We start from the raw sequence: 20033 nt of genomic DNA on the forward strand, positions 1-20033 counted from the left end.
CATTACAAGATTGAACACCAGCATTACATTATCTGGACGATGCCGGATAGATGGACACTGCTCTGCTATCCGGCAGTTCACCACCCATGGAGACACACCACTGCTGATAGATGCGATACGCTGCACCACTCTCCAGCAAGCCCTGACACGTGTATATGCCCTCTTCGATGGAATTGACACGCCCCGCCGCATACAAGCGGAAACCTCCATTTAACAAGACCTGATTCACAAAAGCAATATGACCATCACCGCTTAACACACTTTCCGCCACTTCAAGCTGCTTCGCAGCCGTCCAGACCAGTTGCGGCACGGGCATATCCAGTTCATAGGCTGCCGGATCAACCAATTCCAGCTTCATATCGCCGTCTTCCACGGCGTATACGCGGGTTGGCCGATCAATATACAGGTCCTCAGAACCTTCCATCCCCTGTACAACATAAGCACGACGATAGTTAAACCGGGTGAGCAACTTCGCAATCCGATCCAGAAAGGTATTATGAAACACACCAAACACCAAATACGGTGAATGGTTATAATCAATCAGTTTCTCTGCTGTGTTAAACACCGTTCGAAAACCCAACTCTTCCCGTAACGGACGAAGCTTACGAAGAGGTGCGCACCAATCCTCGGAGGACACGTACATGACACCCGAACGCAATGCAGCGCTCCTGGCATCTTCCCGATCCATCTTGTGTGTCTCAATACCCACTTCCTTCAAAAGTACCGACAACGTGACGCCCCACTTGGGTGGTAAAGGATCACTCCCGTGCAAAGTCACCGGCAACCCGGCCGCCGCGAGTGCAAATGCAACCGGAAACGTGGCCATGAACGACTTTGTCCGTCCATCATAAGGACCCGCGCAGTCCAATCCATCCTGAAATATGGAGAAACGTTCCGCACTGTTACGACATGCATGAACAAAAGCTTCCAGTTCCTCAACGTTTTCCATTTTCATTCGTTCAGCCATTAGAAACGCAGCCGTCTGGGCAGGGGAAACCTCCTGTTTCAAGATTTTCTCTGCAACGGTCAGTGCTTCTGTATAATTCAGATCACGCGAGCCTCGTTTCCCACGTCCGACCTCTCGGAGTATCTGAGACATATCCATGGAGAATCCTCCTTCCAATTAAGACTGGAGCAGTTGATGGGCCTTCACAATCGCTGTGGCTACATCGACCATCCGTTTGCGTTCATCCATCGCTTTCTTGCGTAATAGGTCATAGGCTTCGGCCTCCGAGATCTGCTTCAGATCACTAAGAATAGCCTTCGCCATATCAATCCACTTCCGATCCTCCAGCCTGGATTGCAACTGCTTCCGTTCCTGCTCCCACTGTTTGCGTTCCATGTAGCGCCGGGCTGCAAAGTGAAGAGTCCAGTGAATCTCGGGCCCAGTCATGGATGGTGTAATTATTCCATCAAATGAAGTTTCGACCTCGCAGGATTCTGCGGAGGAAGAGGCTGTATCTGGCGCGCACCACCAAAGCAGCGGTGAATCCGACTTCCCCTTTCCCAGGCAGTTCACCCAGTACTCCACATCATCCAGCGACAGATGCAAGATGGACGCTTCGGCCGCACGAGCTAGCTTCACCGCTTCCGCTTCACTGCCCGCCACCTGTACATGGTACCCGTTTGCTCCCAGCAGCCTCTCCGGTGTCAGAGGGATTGCATCGGATGAGGCGGCTATCGTTGGTTGAACACGGATGACCAATAAAGATCGCATGATGGATCAATCCCTCCCTATTGCATATAATCAGAGTCCACAAAATTCAAGACGTTAATACATGAAAGCAATAAACATGTTATATTACCTAACAAAAATTAAGTAGTGATGATTATGCGTCTTATTTTTAACATTAGAATGATCTTTTCATGCCTCATCATGTTGCAATAAAAAAGGGTAAAGCACTATACGTGGCACCTTTTCTACAATATTTATTGTATCTAGCGCACTAAGTTTATCTAAATCCTTCAAACTAAGAAGATATACTCGTGAAACTTCGTCGTCCATTCGATATTCCAATAAACTCATGTAAACATAATTAACTTTAAATTTCAAATACTTTTTTATGTTAACTATCTTGACATGGTCAGATCGATCTTTTATAGTTAAGCCATAACAACTCCATATTTGAATCGATCACAGTTACAACGGCGTAGCTGGTTGAAACGGCAATGAAGCCTGTTTTGCAATCTCGGAGCAAGGGATGCGTATGTATATGCGCAGTCCTCCGAGGCATAACAGGCTTTTTCGATTTTAGAGACAAGGTTTTGAGGCAGTTTGCAGAATGGACCTAAGGGGGCTAATCATAATGAGTACAACGAAAAAACTGGTGCTGGTCGGCAATGGCATGGCGGGAATCCGCACAATCGAACATATCCTTAAGCTTGCTCCACACGCTTATGAAATTACAGTCTTCGGCGCAGAGCCGCATCCCAACTACAACCGGATCATGTTATCTTCTGTACTGGCTGGCGGAACATCCATCGAAGATATCGTAATCAATGAGTGGAGCTGGTACGAAGATAACGGCATTCGGGTGTACCCGGGTGACCCGGTCGTTCAGATCGATCCCAAGCGCAAAGAAGTTGTATCTCAAAATGGTGTACGCGCAACCTATGATGAGCTGATTATGGCAACCGGTTCACAAGCGTTCATCCTCCCTCTTCCCGGCGCTAACAAGGAAGGCGTTATCGGATTCCGCGATATTAAAGACTGCGAGACCATGATGGCAGCATCACAAAAGTATCGCAAAGCTGCCGTTATTGGAGGCGGATTGCTAGGACTGGAAGCAGCACGGGGGCTGCTCAATCTGGGCATGGATGTCACGGTCATCCATATTAACGGTCATCTGATGGACCGGAACCTGGATCTCCCGGCAGGACTGATGCTCCAGCGGGAGCTTGAAGAGCAAGGTATGAAGTTCCTTTTGAACAAACATACCGAAGAAATCACAGGCAAACATCGAGTAAAGGCCATTCGTTTCACGGATCAGACCGTACTTGAAGCTGACCTGGTTGTCATGGCTGTCGGGATTCGCCCTCAGATTGAACTGGCTCGGAATGCCGGCCTCGATGTCAATCGTGGTGTCATCGTAGATGATTATATGCATACCAGCATTCCTGGTATCTCTGCCGTCGGCGAATGTGCAGAACACCGCGGTATTGCCTATGGACTGGTTGCTCCATTATATGAACAAGGTATGGTGCTCGCAAAACGTCTGGCTGGTGCGGCAACCGAAGGATACGCAGGTTCGGTCACGTCCACGAAGCTCAAAGTATCTGGTGTGGACGTATTCTCTGCCGGACAATTCAAAGACGCTGCAGATACGCGCAGCATTCGCATTCAGGATGACGTTGATGGTGTGTACAAAAAGATGGTGATTAAGGATGGGCAGCTCATTGGAGCTGTATTGTTCGGGGATACCACGGATGGCGCATCGCTGTTTTCTCTCATTAAGAGTGGTGAGAACATCAGTGGTCGGGAGAAAGAAATTTTGCTCGGTGTACCTTCCGGTGGTTCAGACTCGAGTCCATCTGTCGCAGAACGCATGGCAAGTATGCCAGATGACGAGATCGTCTGTGGGTGTAACGGTGTTACCAAAGCTTCCATCGGGGACGCTGTTCTGAATAAAGGCTGTAATACACTCGGTGCAATCAAATCCTGTACCAAAGCTTCCGCTTCTTGCGGTGGATGTAAACCGATTATCGAAAACCTGCTCACGTATTATGCCGGTGATAATGTAGGTGAACAGACCAAAGAAGGCATATGTGGTTGTACATCCTATGATCGGGATGAGATTGTTGCACAGATCAAGGAAATGGGACTCAAAAGCGTCAAGGAAGTTATGAACGTTCTCGGTTGGGATGAGCCGGAAGGCTGCTCCAAGTGTCGCCCTTCCCTCAACTATTATCTCGGTATGATCTGGCCGGCAGAATACACGGATGAGCGTGTATCCAAATTCACCAATGAACGTTATCACGCCAATATCCAGAAGGACGGTACCTACTCCGTTATTCCACGGATCTATGGTGGTGTCACTTCCCCGGCGGAATTGATCAAGATTGCAACTGTCGCAGAGAAATATGATGTGCCGTTGGTGAAATTCACGGGTGGACAACGACTGGATCTGCTCGGTGTACAGAAGGAGAACCTGCCGAAGATCTGGGAGGAACTCGATATGCCTTCGGGTTTTGGTTATGGCAAGGCGCTTCGTACAGTGAAGACTTGTGTTGGTAATACATTCTGCCGATTCGGCACACAGGATTCCATTGAGATGGGTATTCGTCTGGAGAAAAAACTCGACAAGATGGTAGCTCCAGCCAAAGTGAAACTCGCTGTCTCCGGATGCCCGCGGAACTGTGCTGAAGCGACCATCAAGGATCTCGGTGTTGTCGCCATTGATGGTGCTTGGGAGATTCATGTTGGCGGTAACGCAGGAGTCAAGGTTCGTGCAGCCGAGTTGCTCTGTACGGTGAAGACCGATGCGGAAGTGGAAGAGTGGACTTACTCTTACCTGCAATATTATAGAGAGAATGCAAAATGGAATGAGAGAACAGCGGCATGGATTGAACGGGTAGGTCTGGATCATGTGAAAGAAGCATTGGCGGATCGGGATGTACGTCTCGCTCTGGTTGAACGTCTGGAAGTTACACTGGGTCACACGGTTGATCCTTGGAAAGAAATCATTCAAGACGAGAAATTGCGTAAAAACTTCACCCCACTGTCCGGTGCCGAGCCGGTAACCCACTAGAAGAGGAGGAACAGCGATGAACAAATTCCGGATTGGACACCTTGCAGATATTGATGAAAAGGGAGCACGGACCTTCCTGATACAAGATACCGAAATTGCAGTCTTCAAACTGAGCGACGGAAGTCTGCACGCCGTCGAGAATCGCTGCCCTCACAAGGGCGGCAAGTTGTCGGAAGGCATGGTGTGCGGGACAGCAGTTCATTGTCCTTTGCATGATTGGAAGATTGATCTGCGTAACGGTAAGGTACACGAGCCGGATGAAGGCTGCTTGAATACCTACAAAACAGAAGTGGACGGCAACAGTGGAGAAATCTTCATCACAATTGCGGGTTAAAGGCTACAGATACCCTGACATCAAGGAGGCGTGCGCTATGGATTTTGTTAAACCTGCAGAAGTGCTGCAATCGATGGTCGAAGCTGGTGAGAGCAAAGCCAGAATGAATCGGGTACAGATGCTGATCCGCGGTTTTCTGGCAGGGGCTATCCTTGCCTTTGCAACCACATTGGCATATACAGCTGTATCTCAAACTTCCGTTGGTTTGGCAGGTGCACTGATATTCCCGGCTGGATTTGTCATCATTATTCTGCTGGGTCTCGAATTGGTGACAGGAAACTTTGCGATGCTTCCACTCGCAGTGTTGAAACGCAGAATTACATGGATGGATATGCTCCGAAATTATTTCTGGGTGATCACAGGACATCTGCTCGGATGTGCATTCTATGCTCTGTTATACGGCTTGACCATTACCAAGATGGGTACGGATATGAGCAACCCTCTAATTCAAACGCTAATCCAGACCAGTGAAACCAAAACATTGGGATATCAGCATTTGGGCGGAGCAGGCATTGTTCTGGTGATCATCAAGGCCATTCTATGTAACTGGATGGTCACACTCGGGGCAGTGATGGCAATGACGTCCACTTCTACACTGGGTAAAATCGTAGCGATGTGGCTGCCCATTACGATATTTTTCGCTCAGGGATTTGAGCATGCTGTGGTAAATATGTTTGTCATTCCGGCAGGCATGATGCTCGGCGCACAGGTGAGTGTCGCTGACTGGTGGCTGTGGAATCAGATCCCGGTGTTGGTGGGTAACCTCATTGGCGGAGCTGTATTTACAGGCCTTGGTCTATATGCTGCCCATCACTGGGGGAAACCGGTGAAGCTATCAACCAAACTGGCAACCATTCAGGGTGGTCGTTCAGCATTGGCAAGTTCAGATGTGGCACCGAAATTGGGGACACGATCATGAGCCGGGGCCTGGTTAGTATTGTTGGCGCTGGTCCTGGAGATCCGGATCTGATAACGGTAAAAGCTCTGAAACGTATTCAGTCCGCAGATGTCATTATGTATGATCGGCTTGTGAATGATCAATTGCTCGCTGAGGCTCGCGAAGGAGCACTCCGCATCTACTGCGGCAAGGCCCCCGGCCTGCACTCCATGAGTCAGGAGATGATTGGACGGATGCTGGCTGCACATGCAGCGGAAGGCAAACAAGTTGTACGACTCAAGGGTGGTGATCCGTTTATCTTTGGCCGTGGTGGTGAGGAAGCGCTTGTGCTGGCGGAAGCAGGGATTGCATTTGAGATTATTCCTGGCATCACTTCAGCTGTAGGTACATCCGCTTCATCCCTTATTCCGTTAACCCATCGCGGGGTTGCTTCATCCTTCGCATGTGTCACGGGAACCGGCAGTGACGGAAGTGTATCTTCGGTACGCTGGGACCTGCTAGCCCATAGCGTGGATACACTGGTCATCTACATGGGCATTAGCCAACTCCCCCAGATTCAACATGAATTGCTTCACCATGGCAAAAGTGGACACACCCCTGCGGCTCTAATCGAACGGGGAACCACTTCGGAGGAACGTATTATTACCGGCACACTTGCCGAACTCCATTCCCTCGCCCTGTCACATCAAGTGAATAACCCGGCATTAATTATGGTCGGAGAGTCCGTCCTGATCCGCGAACAACTGCTTCAGATGCAACAGGCCGCGAACGCCTCCATGACCGGATAATCCGGGACTTTAATCCAACAGCATACGCTCGTGAATAGTCCGACCCTTCTGCCCTGGTTCAATCAGCAGACGGGTCGGTTTGATGTTAATCAGCGCCGTAAGTTGCTCTCCCATATAATGCGCAGAATATTTGAATCCAATCTCCGCCCAATGCATGATTACGCCTACAGTTGCAGATACCAGATAACTTAACATGATGTCGTAATTAATCGTCCACTCACTATCCTCGGTCACCAATACAAAATCTTCGGTTAGATACGTTCTAAACATATTGCACAGCCGGGAACCCATATCCGAATGCATCGTTATTAATGCACGAAAGATATCCTGATGGGCTTCAATATATTCGAATACAGGCATCGTGGATGGCAGCAACACAGTCATGTCCACTTCCTTGAGCTGTGCGTATGGTTCTGCATAAGCTCGCCCCACTCCCTGCATGAAATCATCCAGAATGAACTGCAACAACTCCGGTTTGCCGGGAAAATGCAAATAGAAGGTTCCACGGTTGTAATCCGCCCGCTCCGTAATGTCCCGAATGGTTAAAGCGTCTGCTCCCTTCTCCAATATCAAAGAAACCGCCGCAGCGATGATCGCATCCTGTGTTCTTCGTGCTCTCCGGTCCTGAGGATGTTCAATGATCAACATTCTCGCCTCCTTTGTTCATTATTGTAATATAAATAAACACCGCTTACACCTCTGTCCGATAGCTGACATATGCGCTGTCAATGATTATTGTCACATTGCTATGTATATCTTAACATTGAGACAGGAAAGATAGACGACAGGTTGAAACTTTTTTTGAGAAATACCTGCCAATAATGAATAAGGAGCGAATATATCATGAGTACAACGTATACACATACAGCCGTAATTACAGGAGCAGCCGGAGGCATTGGTAAAGAATTGGCACGCCGCCTTGCAGAGCGAAAAATCAACTTGGTTCTGGTGGACCTGAATGAAGAAGCCATTCAACAGACGATTACTGATCTGAACCTCGACAAAGAGCACGTAATCGCCGTAAAAGCGAACGTATCCCAAGAAGCAGACGTGAAAAACTATGTGCAAAAAGCATTGGATGCTTTTGGCCGAATCGATTATTTTGCCAACAATGCCGGAATTGAAGGTCCAACAGGGCTGATCGAAGACCTGAGTGTTGAAGCACTGGATACGGTCTATAACGTCAACATTCGTGGAGTATTCCTGGGTCTGCAAAATGTCATTCCGGTGATGAAAAAACAAAAATCCGGTGCGATTCTCAATACCTCTTCCCTTGCGGGTCTGATGGGTGCACCTGCTGTGTCTCCATATATTATGTCCAAACATGCCGTAGTTGGTCTCACGCGTACCGCTGCAAATGAATTGGCACCTTATAATATTCGGGTTAACGCTGTATTGCCAGGCACAATCAACACACGCATGATGCGCCAGATCGAAGCAAATTCCGGTAATGTGGAAGATTATCAATCAGCAACCGTGTCCAGCATTCCAATGGGCCGTTACGGTGAACCGGAAGAAGTTGCTGCGGTAATGAACTTCCTGTTGTCCGAAGAAGCATCCTATGTAACAGCTTCCCTCTACACTGTAGATGGCGGCATGATGGGTCAATAAGAAACTGTAAACTGTAGGAGTTATACCGACAAGTATCCCCCAAGGGATGCCTGGTCGCTACAATCTAAAAAAAGACCTCAACACCACAGTAACGTGGAGTTGAGGTCTTTTTTACAGTACGATACTTAGACTTAAACTTAGCATGTTGAAGGCTGCGCATATGAAATGTTACTTTTGGAACAGCCATTTAACGCCTCGCCGTTGCCCTTGTGATCACTCACGCTAACGAACCCAGAACACCTTATTTCGGCTAAAAGTGCTTATTCCCCGAACTAACGAATCTCAGACACGCTTATTCCGCGGAAATGCTTTAACTGCATGGGAAAGTCCTAAAATTCAGAGAATAACACGTCTCAGATTCGTTACATTCCCAAACGAGCGAGAAATACCCGTATAAGGCGTGTCAGGTTCGTTAGATTTTGCCTACGCTTAACTTAATCGACGTATCCCGCGTGACCCTTGTCCATCAAGTAGTCCATCTCAGCATCCAAAATGCTTTCCACGGTCAGCTCATCCAGCTTCACATCTTTGCGACCAAGGATGTAGTCAGCCAGATCATCGCCGTCAATATCCACATCGTTACCTTTGGCATTTTCGTGCGCCTTGTTGATGTACGCTTGCTCATGCTTCAGCACAAGAGCGATGTTCGCTTGGCTTGCCTTCGTTTTATCTGCAATATATTGCATCATTTCTTGTTCATTAATTGCGTTTGTTTCTGCCACATTCAGTCATCTCCTTGATTCATACATACTGTTGCCATTGTAGCATAGGTTAACCCATTACAGGCAGAACTTATGCCTGAACGCCGCGGCACTTTGCATATATCCCAAGAGGTAATCACTCTATCCTATGATAATCGCACGTAAAATGTAGCGCCCTCTCCGACTACACTTCGAGCGTACAGCTCTCCTTTGTGTTGATCCACAATAGAACGAGCAATCGCCAGCCCCAGACCATGCCCACCATGTTTGCGTGCTCTTGACGAATCGGTACGGTAGAATCGATCGAAGATTCGATCCAGATGTTCCGGTGCAATGCCTTCCCCTGTGTTGGACACGGCCAGCATAACATCATTATTTTGTCTCTGGAGCGTAACGTTAACAGATCCTTTGGGACCGGAATACTTCACAGCATTATCGAGCAGGATCAGAATGACCTGTTTGATCTGCTCACTGTTCCCATGAACCGTAAGATTCGGCTCAATGTTGTAGTCGAGGGAAATGTTTTTCTCAAAAATAACTGCTTCCATCGGCAAAATAATACTCTCTACTGCATCGCTCATATTAAACTTCGCATGAATCATCGTGGAGCGTGAGTCATCCATCTGTGTCAGATAGAGCAGATCATTCGTAAGTCCGGTCATACGCTCGGTTTCCGACTTGATATAGTGAAGCCACTTCGCCTGGTTTGCTATGGTATCCTCCTGATTCGCAAGCAGTACGTCGGTATTGGTATTGATGATCGCCAGAGGTGTCTTCAGCTCATGTGAAGCATCACCGATGAATTGTTTTTGCTTCTCAAATGCTTCTCTGACTGGTGCAATGGAACGATTGGCAAAATAACGGCTCAGGAAGTAGATCACAACCAACATGACCAGTCCGACAACAGCAAATGTATAGATCAGATTCGTCAGAATACCCTGTTGTGCCGTCACATCAATAAATACGATCATGTGCCCGTCACCGCTCGGATCAACCACATAGGCCCAGTCCGTTCCATCCAGCGCAAATTGTCCAGTCTGCCGTTCCGTCTCACCAACTTTATTCTGGTTAACCTTTTGCAACGCCTCGGTGTAGAACGTATCTTCCATATCAAATCGGGAATGCGTATCCGTAATCTTCCACTGGTCATCCGTCTTAATCATGAACGACACGGAACGGGCCGGAGGTGAGTTGGGATCACCTCCCGGGCCTCCATTATCACCATTCATGGCATTGGAAGGTAGCGAATCTGAACCGGGACCTGAAGCACCTGTATTAGAACTTGAACCTGATCCAGAACCCTGCCCTTCCCCGCGCGGCATCTTGGATGAATTATAAGGACCATGATAGAAATCAGACACCTTGTACAACTCCATATTTGTCTCACGTTGCACATTCTGATATGTAATCGTATAGATCGTCGCAAATGCCACCAGCATCATAATCGATATGGACACCAGATTCACGATCAGGAATCGATTCCGGAGTTTCTTGAACATCAGGACGTCACCTCAAGCACATACCCCACACCCCGAATCGTGTTAATGCGGACGGCAGAGTTCAGGAAGGTTAATTTTTTGCGCAAAAACGAGATGTACACCTCCACATTGTTATACTCCACTTCCGAATCAAATCCCCATAACTTCTCAATAATCTGCTCTTTGGAGGTAATCGCCTGTTTGCGAGCAATCAACAGTTCCAGTAGTTCATTCTCCTTCAGATTCAGCTTAATCTCCTTACCCTGAACACTCAGCTTCAACTGAGTTGTATTCAGCTCCATGTCGCCAAACTTCAGCCCATCCTCGGGAACCACTTCACCCTTCCGCCGTAAGGCTGCACGAATACGGGCCAGCAGTTCCTCTGTGGCAAAAGGCTTGGCGATATAATCGTCGGCACCATAATCAAGTCCTGTGACTTTGTCCGATAGTTCACCCTTGGCAGTAAGCAGAATGACAGGCGTATGATTGCCTTCACTGCGAAGTTTCTTCAGGACGGTGATCCCGTCCATTTCCGGCATCATGATGTCGAGTAGTAACAGGTCGTAGATACCGCTCTGCGCATAATCGAGTCCTGATCTGCCGTCGTGGACCATATCCACGGAGTAGTTGTTTTTTTTCAAAATCTGCGATACAGCCTCTGCCAAATGAACCTCATCTTCCGCAATTAATATTCTCATCATCTATTCATTCCTCTGCTTGAATTATTCATCTTCATGAACGCTGTATGGTATCACCCATTCTATCAATTAAACCTTGAATCAATCTTAATATTTTTTTTGGACAGCAACTATATAAACTGAACAAAAGAATATTTACACTTGCCACTACGATGACAGAATAACCTTCCAATCGCTGTTATTCCCAGATTTTTTTTGATTCCCTTTTGAGAGGTGAAAATCCAGGGATAAAGGCGAAGCATATGCTTCCGATGCAGCTTTCTTTCAGAAAGCCTTTAGCTCCGCTTTTTCAGGTTATTTCTGTCCTCTCCGTTCTCGTGTAAATGTTTAGTTCAATTTTTATATTATAGGAAGGTAAAAAAATGTTAAAGCAATGTAAACCATTTAAGATTCATTCAAGGTTGGCCCTCTAAGATACAGACATGGAAGCAATACACGATGGAACAAAACATACAACCCACCAACGAAAGGACTGAATCCCACATGGCAATTGAAGTATTCAACCGATATGAGAGCAAGTATCTTCTGACGGATGAGCAATACGCACACTTCTACAATGACCTGCTGAAATACATGGAGCTGGATGCCTACAACAAGAAACACGAGTATTACTCCATCAGCAACCTGTACTTCGACACTCCGCAGGATTCGCTGATTCGCGCCAGTCTCTCCAAACCAAAATACAAGGAGAAGCTGAGACTGCGGGCATATGGAATACCTGAAGAGAATGCCAAAGTGTATCTGGAGATCAAAAAGAAAGTCTTCGGCCTGGTGAACAAGCGCAGAACCGCCTTGAAGCTGGATGAAGCGTACGAATTCGTTCGTTCAGGACAGGCACCGGAGCTGGCAGATTATATGAACAAACAGGTTGTGGAAGAGATCAAATACTTCCTTCGCGTATACGATCTTGAACCGAAAGTGTATCTGGCGTATGAACGCAAAGCACTCTTTGACAAGAACAGCCGGGATCTCCGCATTACCTTTGACACCAACATTCGCAGCCGCAGATACGATCTGAAGCTGGAACAGGGAGATTACGGTGAACCGCTCGTGAAGGACGGTCGATGGCTGATGGAAGTGAAAGCCGAGAAAACCGTTCCGCTGTGGCTGTCGCAACTGCTCTGTGAGCATGGTCTCTACCGCACCGGATTTTCGAAATACGGCAACGAGTTCAGACATCTGGTGAGAACAACCAACCTGAATTACCAGTCGGAGCGCATTCTTGTACCAGGCACCGATTTCAACCCATTCATAGAAAAAGAACAAGATAAAACGATTATAGAAAGAGAGCGTGTCCTATATGCTTGATTCACTATTCAGTTCCGCCCTTACCGATACCAACCTGACGTTTAACAACGCAGTCATCACCATTGGTCTTGCCATCATTCTGGGGTTAATCATCAGCCTTACCTATATGAAGACTAACCAGAGCACATACTCCCAGAGCTTCACCCTAACGATGGTCGTCCTGCCCGTCATTGTCGCCATCATCATCCTGCTCATCGGCAGCAATATCGCTAGAGCATTCAGCTTGGCAGGCGCCTTCTCAATTATTCGTTTCCGCAGTGCCCCTGGTGATCCAAAGGATATTGCTTATGTATTGTTCACGATGGCTTCCGGTCTTGCCTGTGGTGTAGGCGCTTTTGGATACGCGGTTCTGTTCACCATTATCCTGTGTGTACTGATGTTTGTCCTGAGTCGCTTCAACTTCGGCGGCAAGAAAAGTCAGCTGAAAACGCTGAAAGTCACCATTCCTGAGAATTTGAGCTATGAAGAAGCGCTTAATGAAGTGTTCCATACATTTAATGTACCTTTTGACCTGAAAAAGATCAGAACGACCGAGCTCGGCAGTCTGTATGAGCTGGTCTACAGTGTAACCATTCACGAAAGTGTTAGCCAAAAGGAATTCCTTGATGCCATCCGCACACGGAACGGCAACCTGGATATCTCGTTAACCATGAGTCCAACAACGGAATATTAATTCTTAATTCGAAGGGAACGATCTATATGAAGAAAAACATGATAACAGGCAGCAAACTTTGGTCCATCGCCATGATTACCAGCCTACTCGCCGCATGCAGTTCACCTGCAACCACAAGCACAACCGCCAATGCCGCAACGTCAACGACAGGAACAACCAAAACGGTATCGGTCAGCGAGCAAACTTCTGTAAAATATGCAGATCTGGTCTCTCTGGATGCTGACGATACCAACATTAGCTGGAGCGAGGCAGATTCCACAGCGATTAAGTTGAACGGCACAACGGCAACGGTAACCGGTTCGGGAGCCAAAGCAGCCAATGGCTCAGTAACAATTACGGAAGCAGGTACTTATGTACTTAGCGGTGAGCTAACCGACGGTCAGATCGTGGTCAACGTTGCCGATAAGGGCACCGTACATCTCGTATTAAACGGAGCTACGATCCATGATAATGACAGTGCAGCGATCTATATTCAGAAGGCCGGTAAAGCGGTGATTACACTCGAAAAAGGAACCAAGAATACCGTTTCCGATGGTAAAACGTATGTGTACGCCGACGCTACGACAGACGAGCCGGATGCTGCGATCTTCAGCAAAGCGGATCTTACGTTCAACGGTGCAGGTCAATTGACCGTCACAGGTAACTATAATGAAGGGATCACGAGTAAGGATGATCTGAAGATCATCAGCGGTAACATCCGTGTCAAAGCGGCTGATGACGGCATCAAGGGTAAAGACATGGTCGCTATTCAAGCGGGTACGATCACGATTGAAGCCGAAGGTGACGGCATCAAATCCACCAATGACACGGATACCACCAAAGGTTTCGTTGCCATCGCAGGAGGTACCTTCGATATTCAAAGTGGTAACGACGGTATTCAGGCCGAAACCGCACTCGTTACGGATGGCGGCACATACAACATTGTGACTGCTGGCGGTAGCGCCAATGCACCAGCCAAAGTCGAAGAAGGTCCATTTGGCGGCGGCGGTGGCGGATGGGGTGGCGGAACACCTCCAACCGATATGGGCACACCACCAGATGGCGAACCTCCTGCAGATATGCCGGAGATGCCTAATAACAGCGGGACCAATGCAGGTGCTAATACAAACGGCGCAACATCCAGCTCTGCCAATACAACAGCAACTGCGAATACCGATACCAATGCCGATGCGGACACTGCTACAACAGCAACCGAGTCCACAAGTGCCAAAGCACTCAAGGCAGGTACAGACCTTACGGTGAATGGCGGTACGTATACCATTGATTCCATGGATGACTCCCTGCACAGCAACAATAACGTGACAGTTAACGACGGAACATTCAACATTGAATCCGGTGATGACGGCATTCATGCCGATCAGGAGCTGACGATTAACGGCGGAACCATCACGATTGCGAAGAGCTATGAAGGACTTGAAGGTGCAATCATCACCCTGAACGATGGCGATGTGGATGTAACAGCATCCGATGATGGTGTTAATGCTGCAGGTGGCGAGACGGAAACGGCGGCTAGTACAGATCGTGCTACTACTGCAACCGATGCTGCTACGGCTTCCAACATCTCTGTAACTGAAACGACGGGCACAACATCGACTACCGATCAGGCATCCCAAGGTACAGCTACTACGCAGCAAGGACGTGGACCGGGCGGTATGGGAGCAGCATCGAGCAATAACGAGTTCCACATTAATGGCGGTACACTTACTGTGAACGCTGGTGGTGACGGACTGGATTCCAATGGTTCCATTAACATGACTGGTGGTACGGTTATTGTAAACGGCCCAACGGATAACGGTAACGGAGCATTGGATTATGACGGTACATTCGAGATCAGTGGTGGATACCTCGTGGCTGCCGGAAGCTCTGGCATGGCACAAGGAACATCCGATGCGTCTACGCAAAATACCATTGTGATGACATTCCCTTCAACGCAAAAAGCTGGAACACTTGTCCATGTACAAGATAGCGAAGGCAACAACATTCTGACGTTCGCTCCGGCAAAAGATTATCAAACTGTGGTTGTCAGCTCACCGGATCTTGCAAAAGATGGTTCATACGTGATTTACTCCGGTGGTACGTCTACAGGTAAAGCGGTGGATGGGCTCTACACAGACGGTACTTACAGTGGCGGAACACAAGTGGTTGCATTCCAATCGACCAGCAATGTAACTTGGGTGAATGAATCTGGTGTAACTACAGCCAATTCAGGTATGGGTGGTCCAGGAGGAGGTCGTGGTCAAGGCGGCTTCGGAGGCGGTAGAAATCGGACGCAATCCGGTACAACCTCCGAGAGCACAGGCACTACGGATTCTGCAAAATAATCATGATGTCCTGAGCCATAGCGCATAACTCGCTTCTCAGGCGCAGGCGAAACAAAAAAAGGCTCCGAATTCACTTCCACAGTGAGTTCGGAGCCTTTTTCGTTATTCTTCTGGCACTAGGATTACAGGGAATTACAGTCCTCTGCCCAAGGGGAGTCAAAGCAATCCTTTTCCTCAAAAGCTATACACATACACCTTGGTGCGCAGAGCATCCCGACATGTAATGGTGCGTAGCGGTTCCTTACCCGGGAGGGCAAAACAGACGCTAATCACCTTGGCACCCGGCGGAAGCTCCCGACTGAACTTGTCCAGAAGCCGGGTCATGGCTCCTGGAAACAGATAACAGATTACACAATCTGCATGTTCATAGGAACTGGTGTAGATATCCCCGCGCATGAAGCTCAGCCTGCCCTTGAGAGAGTGCTTGTTCCCCTTCGCTCGACGTAAGCGAACACTGAGATAGGCAATCATTTGAGACGACCATAAGGGAATGACTGAATTCTCAATTCCAGTCAGCCTTTTACCAGGGCAATGCCTTACAACATCCAGCCCCAGTGTGCCCCATCCGGAACCTGCTTCAAGCACGTCACCGTACCCGGGTATACGATTCACCTCTTGAATGACCACCTGCCTGACGCTACTAGATGTGGGCATCGGTGAAATCCCGTTTTTCCAACTGACCAGTACGATGGATATGACACCTATTAATGTCACCACGGCAATCAGCCATGGAATCAGGTATATGATGAACATGAACTCATCCCTTTGTTATCACTCATTCATTCCGGCACATGAGACTTCATATATACACCCTTTTTATAAACGGACTTAATGGTAAAGTGTACACCCAACTTGCGATTCGTCCGATAGATTAAGGAGTTAATCTCGTCAATCCCTACCGCTTCACTCTCCAGCATGCTCCGCTCAGGCCATACCTGAGCCACAATCTGCTCTCGGGTCACAAAATGGTCCAGTTGACTATACAGCAGCTTGAACAGCTGATACTCCTTCTTGGACAGCGGAATCTCCACTTCACCGATCTGCACGGTTTGCAGGTGATCCTGCAAGCGTACACCCTCACCCAGCAGATCCGAAACCCGATATTCCCTCGTCTCTCCAAGATCACCTTCAGCGCGAAGCTGAATCAAGCCGTTGACGAGCGTCAGGCTGTCTCCTTCACCAAACGGATATTTCTCATAGGGAACGAGGCGCTGCCCGTTCAGTTCGGTTCCATTTTTGCTATCCAGATCTTCGATCCATAGCTGTTGCTGTACATCATAATGAATGCGGCAATGCCACTTCGATATCATCTGATTATAAACAGACAAGTCCAATTCACTACCGCCTGTGTAACGTCCCACCGTAATGGAGCGACCCTGGCTTACGTAAGCGAACGAGCCGTCACTTTCCTGCCCTGGCGTACGAATGACGATTTTTGCCGTCTCCCGCATATTATTCTCCCACCTTCAAACTCGGTCTCTATATACATCTCGTTAACAATAATGATAAATTCATCAGATTTGTTCCATTGTTTGCACCGCTATAGTTCAATATAGTGGTATACAGGAACGATTTATGTTCGGTTCTACTAACTCTACTATACCAGACGTTGTGCTTTTTTTCTCATGACGGCCGGATGTCTACTTTAGATCATTCAACAAGAGAGGTACCTTCCCATGAACAAAAAAAACATTTTCATATACGTATTGTTCGCCTTCGCTCTGTCCTTGACATTAACCGTGCTCTCCCGTATGAATGATGATGGCGGAGAACCACTGAAAGGCACCTCGGCTGCCGAAACCTCGTGGTTACAAATGAAGATCCAGCCCTAAGTCTACTCTATTATAACGCGATCTCCACGCAAAACGTTTCACGAATGTCATATTAGGCTATGGCACAGATGATATTTGATGCAGGGTTGTCCGACTTAATCAATGTAATATCAAAAAAGGCCCCCGATTGCTGATTTACAGCAGTCAGAAGCCTTATTTTGGATCGAAAAAAAGAACCAAATCTTCGAAAATTAAGAACAGGTTCTTTTGCTTTAACAATATAATTAGTAGCCAGAGCCGTGGTTATTCGTAGTAAAAGTTGTTGTTGTGTTAGTACCAACAAAGGAGATGAATGCAAAGCTACACATGACAGCTAATATAAGCATAGTTCTTTTCATTAGAAATAGCTCCTTTTAATATATTTTTGAATTGGTTTACCTGATTCTCTGAGTGTTTCGAATAAAGCACAAGACTTACGAAAACCCGCTTCAAGATCTATTTTACAAGAAACTGAAATTCCTCTAATTAATGCATCTATTGCATCACTTTTATTCAAAGGCATCTTGTATAGTGCAAGACAATACATATAGTGAACAAACAGACTTACATTCTCAGCTTCTTCAAGCATGGCAAATGATTCATTATAGGGAAGTATCCTATCGAGATACTCATCTATTTGCCAGCCATGTGCAATAGCTGCTTCCAATATGGTAATACATTCTGGAATAATCTCTTCAGGATGGTCTAGCAGGAAAGTAATATATTCATCTAGCACCTCTCTGTGGCCCATCAAAATATGGACAGAGTACCTATTTGCTTTTGCAAACATCCGGAAATCTTCCACTACAATTAAACCGTCTGCATCTAGCCCAATAAACCAGCCAAGCTCTTGGTACTTATCAATGCATTCCAGTGACTCGTAGTACTGTTCCAGCTTTTGTAGCGCAAGACCCTTGAGTAAGTGCGATATGCCAAAGTAGTAAACTAGAGGCCTGTTGATGCTAAGCCGCTTTTTCTTGCTTTTTGCTTTAAGAAATTGCACCTGTGTGTATGTATCTTGAGCACATGAATACAGATGATCGGCAATATGCAAAACGCGCTCGAACTGTTCAGTTTTGTATGCCATCTGTATCATCTGCACAAGGTAATCTAAGCTTGTTATATTTTGAATTTGTAAGTCACCCACTACCCATTCCTCTTTATTCCATTTTTAAACCCCATTATATTCCTGATTATTCCAATGTCAATAAAAAATCACAGGATAACATTAACGTCACAATTCGACGAATTAGTTTATGAGAAGAATGCCGAAATTTGATTTCTTATGTCTATTTATTTACCCTTAGAATCATTTTTACTTATAAGGATTATATTGTATTGATTTTGAATATTAATCCAAATATAGTTATATTATGAATCGAAGTAGGAGGTGCAAATTGTACATTAATGGATTCTGCTATGATCTACTGTTCTATGGGTAAAAATACTATTATAAGGAGATGTATTTATGAAGAAACCGATTACGTTGAAGGCGAAAAAGATCTTTTTGCCAGTATTAATGATTTTGGCTATTTTTTGTTTAAGTTTATCTCCAAATTTGAGAGTTGCAGCACAAGCGGATAACAGCAATGTTGCTGTAGTTATAGGTAATAAAGCCAAGGAGTTAATAAATGCAACGCTACATGGAGTAGAAGAAGGTGAAGTTGAGCATATCGCCCCTGTCTCTGCTTTTGATTTGGAAAAATCGAGTGTGTACACGGTTGGCGGTGGAGTTACGGTTGTGACAGTTCCTTTGCATGGTGATTACAGCCTTCCTAGTAACGTAACAGTATTCTTCGATGAGGATAATACCGTATTGCAGACAAATGAAATGTTGGTGACCAAGAATGAGGCAGGAAACTTCCGAGTTGAGACGTATTTGAATGGATCAGTTGTTAAATCCGTGGACACTGACAGACCTTATATCACAGATGAAGAAATGCTTGCAGAAGAGCCAGTTAACTCTGGAGTGCAACCAAATAGTGTAGGCGCAGTGGCAGGTTGTCTTGGAGCAGTACTTGGAATTGGTGGTACGGCGGCTTATATTATTGCGGTCGCATGTGGGGGTTCTTGTGCAGTACCGACACCAGTGACTGCTCCGATATGTGCTGCATGTATTGGTGCATATGCAGTTCTTGGTGGTGGTGCTATCGCTGGGGCAGTAGCTTGTTTCAATTACCTGTGAGGTGATTTGATGAACAAGATTTTAGCGATCTCGGTTTTGGGGATGGGTTTAACTGGTGCCGTTTTAATCATCTCAGTTGCTCTGTTGTTTAACTCTCCAATAGGCAATGTGTTGAAGATGGTTACCGCTGCTTCAGCAGCATCGTTTATTGTATTTGCTGTCTCGGCTTTGGTATTTCGTCGGAGATTAGATGATGAAAAAAGAGAGTAATATAGGGTTATTATTTACCGTAAATTGTTTGTCTAATGAACCGCCGACAATCGTTGGCGGTTTTCACGTATAAAGTTGTCACTGAATGATATGAAAATAGTTTTAAATCGATCTGACAGAATAACATATAATACGTAAAAACGAATACCGCAGGCGTCGAGGTATCTAAAAAGGACGGGGAGATTCCCTATCTTAGAGGGTACATTTTATTCTTTATACAACATAAATTTAACTTAAATTATAAATAATGTTAATTCTATGTCATTCAT

Annotated in this window: 20 protein-coding genes; 11 read left to right on the forward strand and 9 right to left on the reverse strand. The window is 46.7% G+C overall.

Translation table 11 applies throughout. The annotated features are described in order from the left end of the window. Positions 1–28: 28 nt before the first annotated feature. Complete coding sequence (locus tag FE296_RS12810; protein WP_150365138.1) at positions 29–1105, reverse strand: anthranilate phosphoribosyltransferase; 1077 nt, start codon at positions 1103–1105, stop codon at positions 29–31. Positions 1106–1123: 18 nt separating this feature from the next. Then, positions 1124–1717, reverse strand: coding sequence for an ANTAR domain-containing response regulator (locus tag FE296_RS12815; RefSeq protein ID WP_150365139.1), 594 nt, complete (start codon positions 1715–1717; stop codon positions 1124–1126). A 589-nt stretch (positions 1718–2306) separates the two neighbouring features. On the opposite strand from FE296_RS12815, the gene nirB reads away from it, so the two are divergent. The 4 genes from nirB to cobA are packed head-to-tail and all read left to right on the forward strand — an operon-like array spanning position 2307 to position 6768. Then, the gene (gene nirB, locus FE296_RS12820; RefSeq protein ID WP_150365140.1) at positions 2307–4748 is read left to right on the forward strand and encodes a nitrite reductase large subunit NirB; all 2442 of its coding nucleotides are present in this window, start codon (positions 2307–2309) and stop codon (positions 4746–4748) included. 16 nt (positions 4749–4764) lie between these two features. Then, positions 4765–5082, forward strand: coding sequence for a nitrite reductase small subunit NirD (nirD, locus tag FE296_RS12825; protein ID WP_036612155.1), 318 nt, complete (start codon positions 4765–4767; stop codon positions 5080–5082). Between the two features lie 37 nt (positions 5083–5119). Further along, positions 5120–6001 carry a formate/nitrite transporter family protein gene (locus tag FE296_RS12830; RefSeq protein ID WP_150365141.1) on the forward strand — a complete coding sequence of 294 codons (882 nt, stop codon included), beginning with the start codon at positions 5120–5122 and terminating at the stop codon, positions 5999–6001. Then, positions 5998–6768, forward strand: coding sequence for a uroporphyrinogen-III C-methyltransferase (cobA, locus tag FE296_RS12835; protein WP_150365142.1), 771 nt, complete (start codon positions 5998–6000; stop codon positions 6766–6768). Before FE296_RS12830 ends, cobA begins: the two co-directional genes overlap by 4 nt. A 9-nt stretch (positions 6769–6777) precedes the next feature. Here the strand turns inward: cobA and FE296_RS12840 are convergent, their stop codons facing one another. Continuing rightward, complete coding sequence (locus FE296_RS12840; protein ID WP_091012478.1) at positions 6778–7416, reverse strand: TetR/AcrR family transcriptional regulator; 639 nt, start codon at positions 7414–7416, stop codon at positions 6778–6780. A 195-nt stretch (positions 7417–7611) separates the two neighbouring features. Here FE296_RS12840 and FE296_RS12845 point away from each other — a divergent pair, with 195 nt between their 5' ends. Next, complete coding sequence (locus FE296_RS12845; RefSeq protein WP_150365143.1) at positions 7612–8379, forward strand: SDR family NAD(P)-dependent oxidoreductase; 768 nt, start codon at positions 7612–7614, stop codon at positions 8377–8379. Positions 8380–8813: 434 nt separating this feature from the next. Here the strand turns inward: FE296_RS12845 and FE296_RS12850 are convergent, their stop codons facing one another. The 3 genes from FE296_RS12850 to FE296_RS12860 form a co-directional block, all read right to left on the reverse strand. Then, positions 8814–9068 (reverse strand): hypothetical protein, encoded by a 255-nt coding sequence (locus tag FE296_RS12850; protein ID WP_150365218.1) that lies wholly within the window; start codon positions 9066–9068, stop codon positions 8814–8816. 158 nt (positions 9069–9226) lie between these two features. Beyond that, positions 9227–10579: a sensor histidine kinase gene (locus FE296_RS12855; RefSeq protein WP_150365144.1), complete on the reverse strand. Its 1353-nt coding sequence runs from the start codon at positions 10577–10579 to the stop codon at positions 9227–9229. Then, positions 10579–11256 carry a response regulator transcription factor gene (locus tag FE296_RS12860; RefSeq protein WP_150365220.1) on the reverse strand — a complete coding sequence of 226 codons (678 nt, stop codon included), beginning with the start codon at positions 11254–11256 and terminating at the stop codon, positions 10579–10581. Before FE296_RS12860 ends, FE296_RS12855 begins: the two co-directional genes overlap by 1 nt. A gap of 483 nt (positions 11257–11739) precedes the next feature. Here FE296_RS12860 and FE296_RS12865 point away from each other — a divergent pair, with 483 nt between their 5' ends. The 3 genes from FE296_RS12865 to FE296_RS12875 are packed head-to-tail and all read left to right on the forward strand — an operon-like array spanning position 11740 to position 15558. Beyond that, a complete protein-coding gene (locus FE296_RS12865) occupies positions 11740–12564 on the forward strand; it encodes a polyphosphate polymerase domain-containing protein (protein ID WP_150365222.1) in 825 nt (274 codons plus the stop codon). Next, positions 12557–13237: a DUF4956 domain-containing protein gene (locus FE296_RS12870; protein WP_100528189.1), complete on the forward strand. Its 681-nt coding sequence runs from the start codon at positions 12557–12559 to the stop codon at positions 13235–13237. The genes FE296_RS12865 and FE296_RS12870 overlap by 8 nt, the downstream gene beginning before the upstream one ends. A 38-nt stretch (positions 13238–13275) precedes the next feature. Then, entirely contained in the window at positions 13276–15558 is a 2283-nt protein-coding gene (locus FE296_RS12875) for a carbohydrate-binding domain-containing protein (RefSeq protein WP_150365223.1), read from the forward strand. A 174-nt stretch (positions 15559–15732) separates the two neighbouring features. On the opposite strand, the gene FE296_RS12880 is transcribed toward FE296_RS12875, so the two are convergent. Together FE296_RS12880 and FE296_RS12885 are read right to left on the reverse strand one after the other, a co-directional pair. Next, positions 15733–16311 (reverse strand): class I SAM-dependent methyltransferase, encoded by a 579-nt coding sequence (locus FE296_RS12880; protein ID WP_150365145.1) that lies wholly within the window; start codon positions 16309–16311, stop codon positions 15733–15735. Positions 16312–16337: 26 nt separating this feature from the next. Continuing rightward, positions 16338–17009: an FHA domain-containing protein gene (locus tag FE296_RS12885; RefSeq protein ID WP_150365146.1), complete on the reverse strand. Its 672-nt coding sequence runs from the start codon at positions 17007–17009 to the stop codon at positions 16338–16340. A 225-nt stretch (positions 17010–17234) separates the two neighbouring features. Between FE296_RS12885 and FE296_RS32730 the strand changes: the two genes are divergently transcribed. Continuing rightward, positions 17235–17390: a hypothetical protein gene (locus FE296_RS32730; RefSeq protein WP_190945196.1), complete on the forward strand. Its 156-nt coding sequence runs from the start codon at positions 17235–17237 to the stop codon at positions 17388–17390. A 337-nt stretch (positions 17391–17727) separates the two neighbouring features. Here FE296_RS32730 and FE296_RS12890 read toward each other — a convergent pair whose 3' ends face one another. Further along, positions 17728–18516 carry a DNA-binding protein gene (locus FE296_RS12890; protein ID WP_150365147.1) on the reverse strand — a complete coding sequence of 263 codons (789 nt, stop codon included), beginning with the start codon at positions 18514–18516 and terminating at the stop codon, positions 17728–17730. A 321-nt stretch (positions 18517–18837) separates the two neighbouring features. Here FE296_RS12890 and FE296_RS33330 point away from each other — a divergent pair, with 321 nt between their 5' ends. Then, entirely contained in the window at positions 18838–19554 is a 717-nt protein-coding gene (locus FE296_RS33330) for a hypothetical protein (RefSeq protein ID WP_223868862.1), read from the forward strand. Between the two features lie 9 nt (positions 19555–19563). Beyond that, on the forward strand, positions 19564–19764 hold the full coding sequence (locus FE296_RS12900; protein ID WP_150365148.1) for a hypothetical protein: 201 nt from the start codon (positions 19564–19566) through the stop codon (positions 19762–19764). Positions 19765–20033 lie beyond the last annotated feature (269 nt).

The sequence above is a fragment of the Paenibacillus sp. UASWS1643 genome (genome assembly GCF_008693195.1).
In the GTDB taxonomy this organism is placed as follows: domain Bacteria; phylum Bacillota; class Bacilli; order Paenibacillales; family Paenibacillaceae; genus Paenibacillus; species Paenibacillus amylolyticus_B.

Bases quoted from the DNA above. Each gene is read 5' to 3' on its own strand.
- FE296_RS12810 (WP_150365138.1), bottom strand. From the start codon at position 1,105: ATGGATATGTCTCAGATACTCCGAGAGGTCGGACGTGGGAAACGAGGC.
- FE296_RS12815 (WP_150365139.1), bottom strand. From the start codon at position 1,717: ATGCGATCTTTATTGGTCATCCGTGTTCAACCAACGATAGCCGCCTCA.
- nirB (WP_150365140.1), top strand. From the start codon at position 2,307: ATGAGTACAACGAAAAAACTGGTGCTGGTCGGCAATGGCATGGCGGGA.
- nirD (WP_036612155.1), top strand. From the start codon at position 4,765: ATGAACAAATTCCGGATTGGACACCTTGCAGATATTGATGAAAAGGGA.
- FE296_RS12830 (WP_150365141.1), top strand. From the start codon at position 5,120: ATGGATTTTGTTAAACCTGCAGAAGTGCTGCAATCGATGGTCGAAGCT.
- cobA (WP_150365142.1), top strand. From the start codon at position 5,998: ATGAGCCGGGGCCTGGTTAGTATTGTTGGCGCTGGTCCTGGAGATCCG.
- FE296_RS12840 (WP_091012478.1), bottom strand. From the start codon at position 7,416: ATGTTGATCATTGAACATCCTCAGGACCGGAGAGCACGAAGAACACAG.
- FE296_RS12845 (WP_150365143.1), top strand. From the start codon at position 7,612: ATGAGTACAACGTATACACATACAGCCGTAATTACAGGAGCAGCCGGA.
- FE296_RS12850 (WP_150365218.1), bottom strand. From the start codon at position 9,068: ATGATGCAATATATTGCAGATAAAACGAAGGCAAGCCAAGCGAACATC.
- FE296_RS12855 (WP_150365144.1), bottom strand. From the start codon at position 10,579: ATGTTCAAGAAACTCCGGAATCGATTCCTGATCGTGAATCTGGTGTCC.
- FE296_RS12860 (WP_150365220.1), bottom strand. From the start codon at position 11,256: ATGAGAATATTAATTGCGGAAGATGAGGTTCATTTGGCAGAGGCTGTA.
- FE296_RS12865 (WP_150365222.1), top strand. From the start codon at position 11,740: ATGGCAATTGAAGTATTCAACCGATATGAGAGCAAGTATCTTCTGACG.
- FE296_RS12870 (WP_100528189.1), top strand. From the start codon at position 12,557: ATGCTTGATTCACTATTCAGTTCCGCCCTTACCGATACCAACCTGACG.
- FE296_RS12875 (WP_150365223.1), top strand. From the start codon at position 13,276: ATGATAACAGGCAGCAAACTTTGGTCCATCGCCATGATTACCAGCCTA.
- FE296_RS12880 (WP_150365145.1), bottom strand. From the start codon at position 16,311: ATGTTCATCATATACCTGATTCCATGGCTGATTGCCGTGGTGACATTA.
- FE296_RS12885 (WP_150365146.1), bottom strand. From the start codon at position 17,009: ATGCGGGAGACGGCAAAAATCGTCATTCGTACGCCAGGGCAGGAAAGT.
- FE296_RS32730 (WP_190945196.1), top strand. From the start codon at position 17,235: ATGAACAAAAAAAACATTTTCATATACGTATTGTTCGCCTTCGCTCTG.
- FE296_RS33330 (WP_223868862.1), top strand. From the start codon at position 18,838: ATGAAGAAACCGATTACGTTGAAGGCGAAAAAGATCTTTTTGCCAGTA.
- FE296_RS12900 (WP_150365148.1), top strand. From the start codon at position 19,564: ATGAACAAGATTTTAGCGATCTCGGTTTTGGGGATGGGTTTAACTGGT.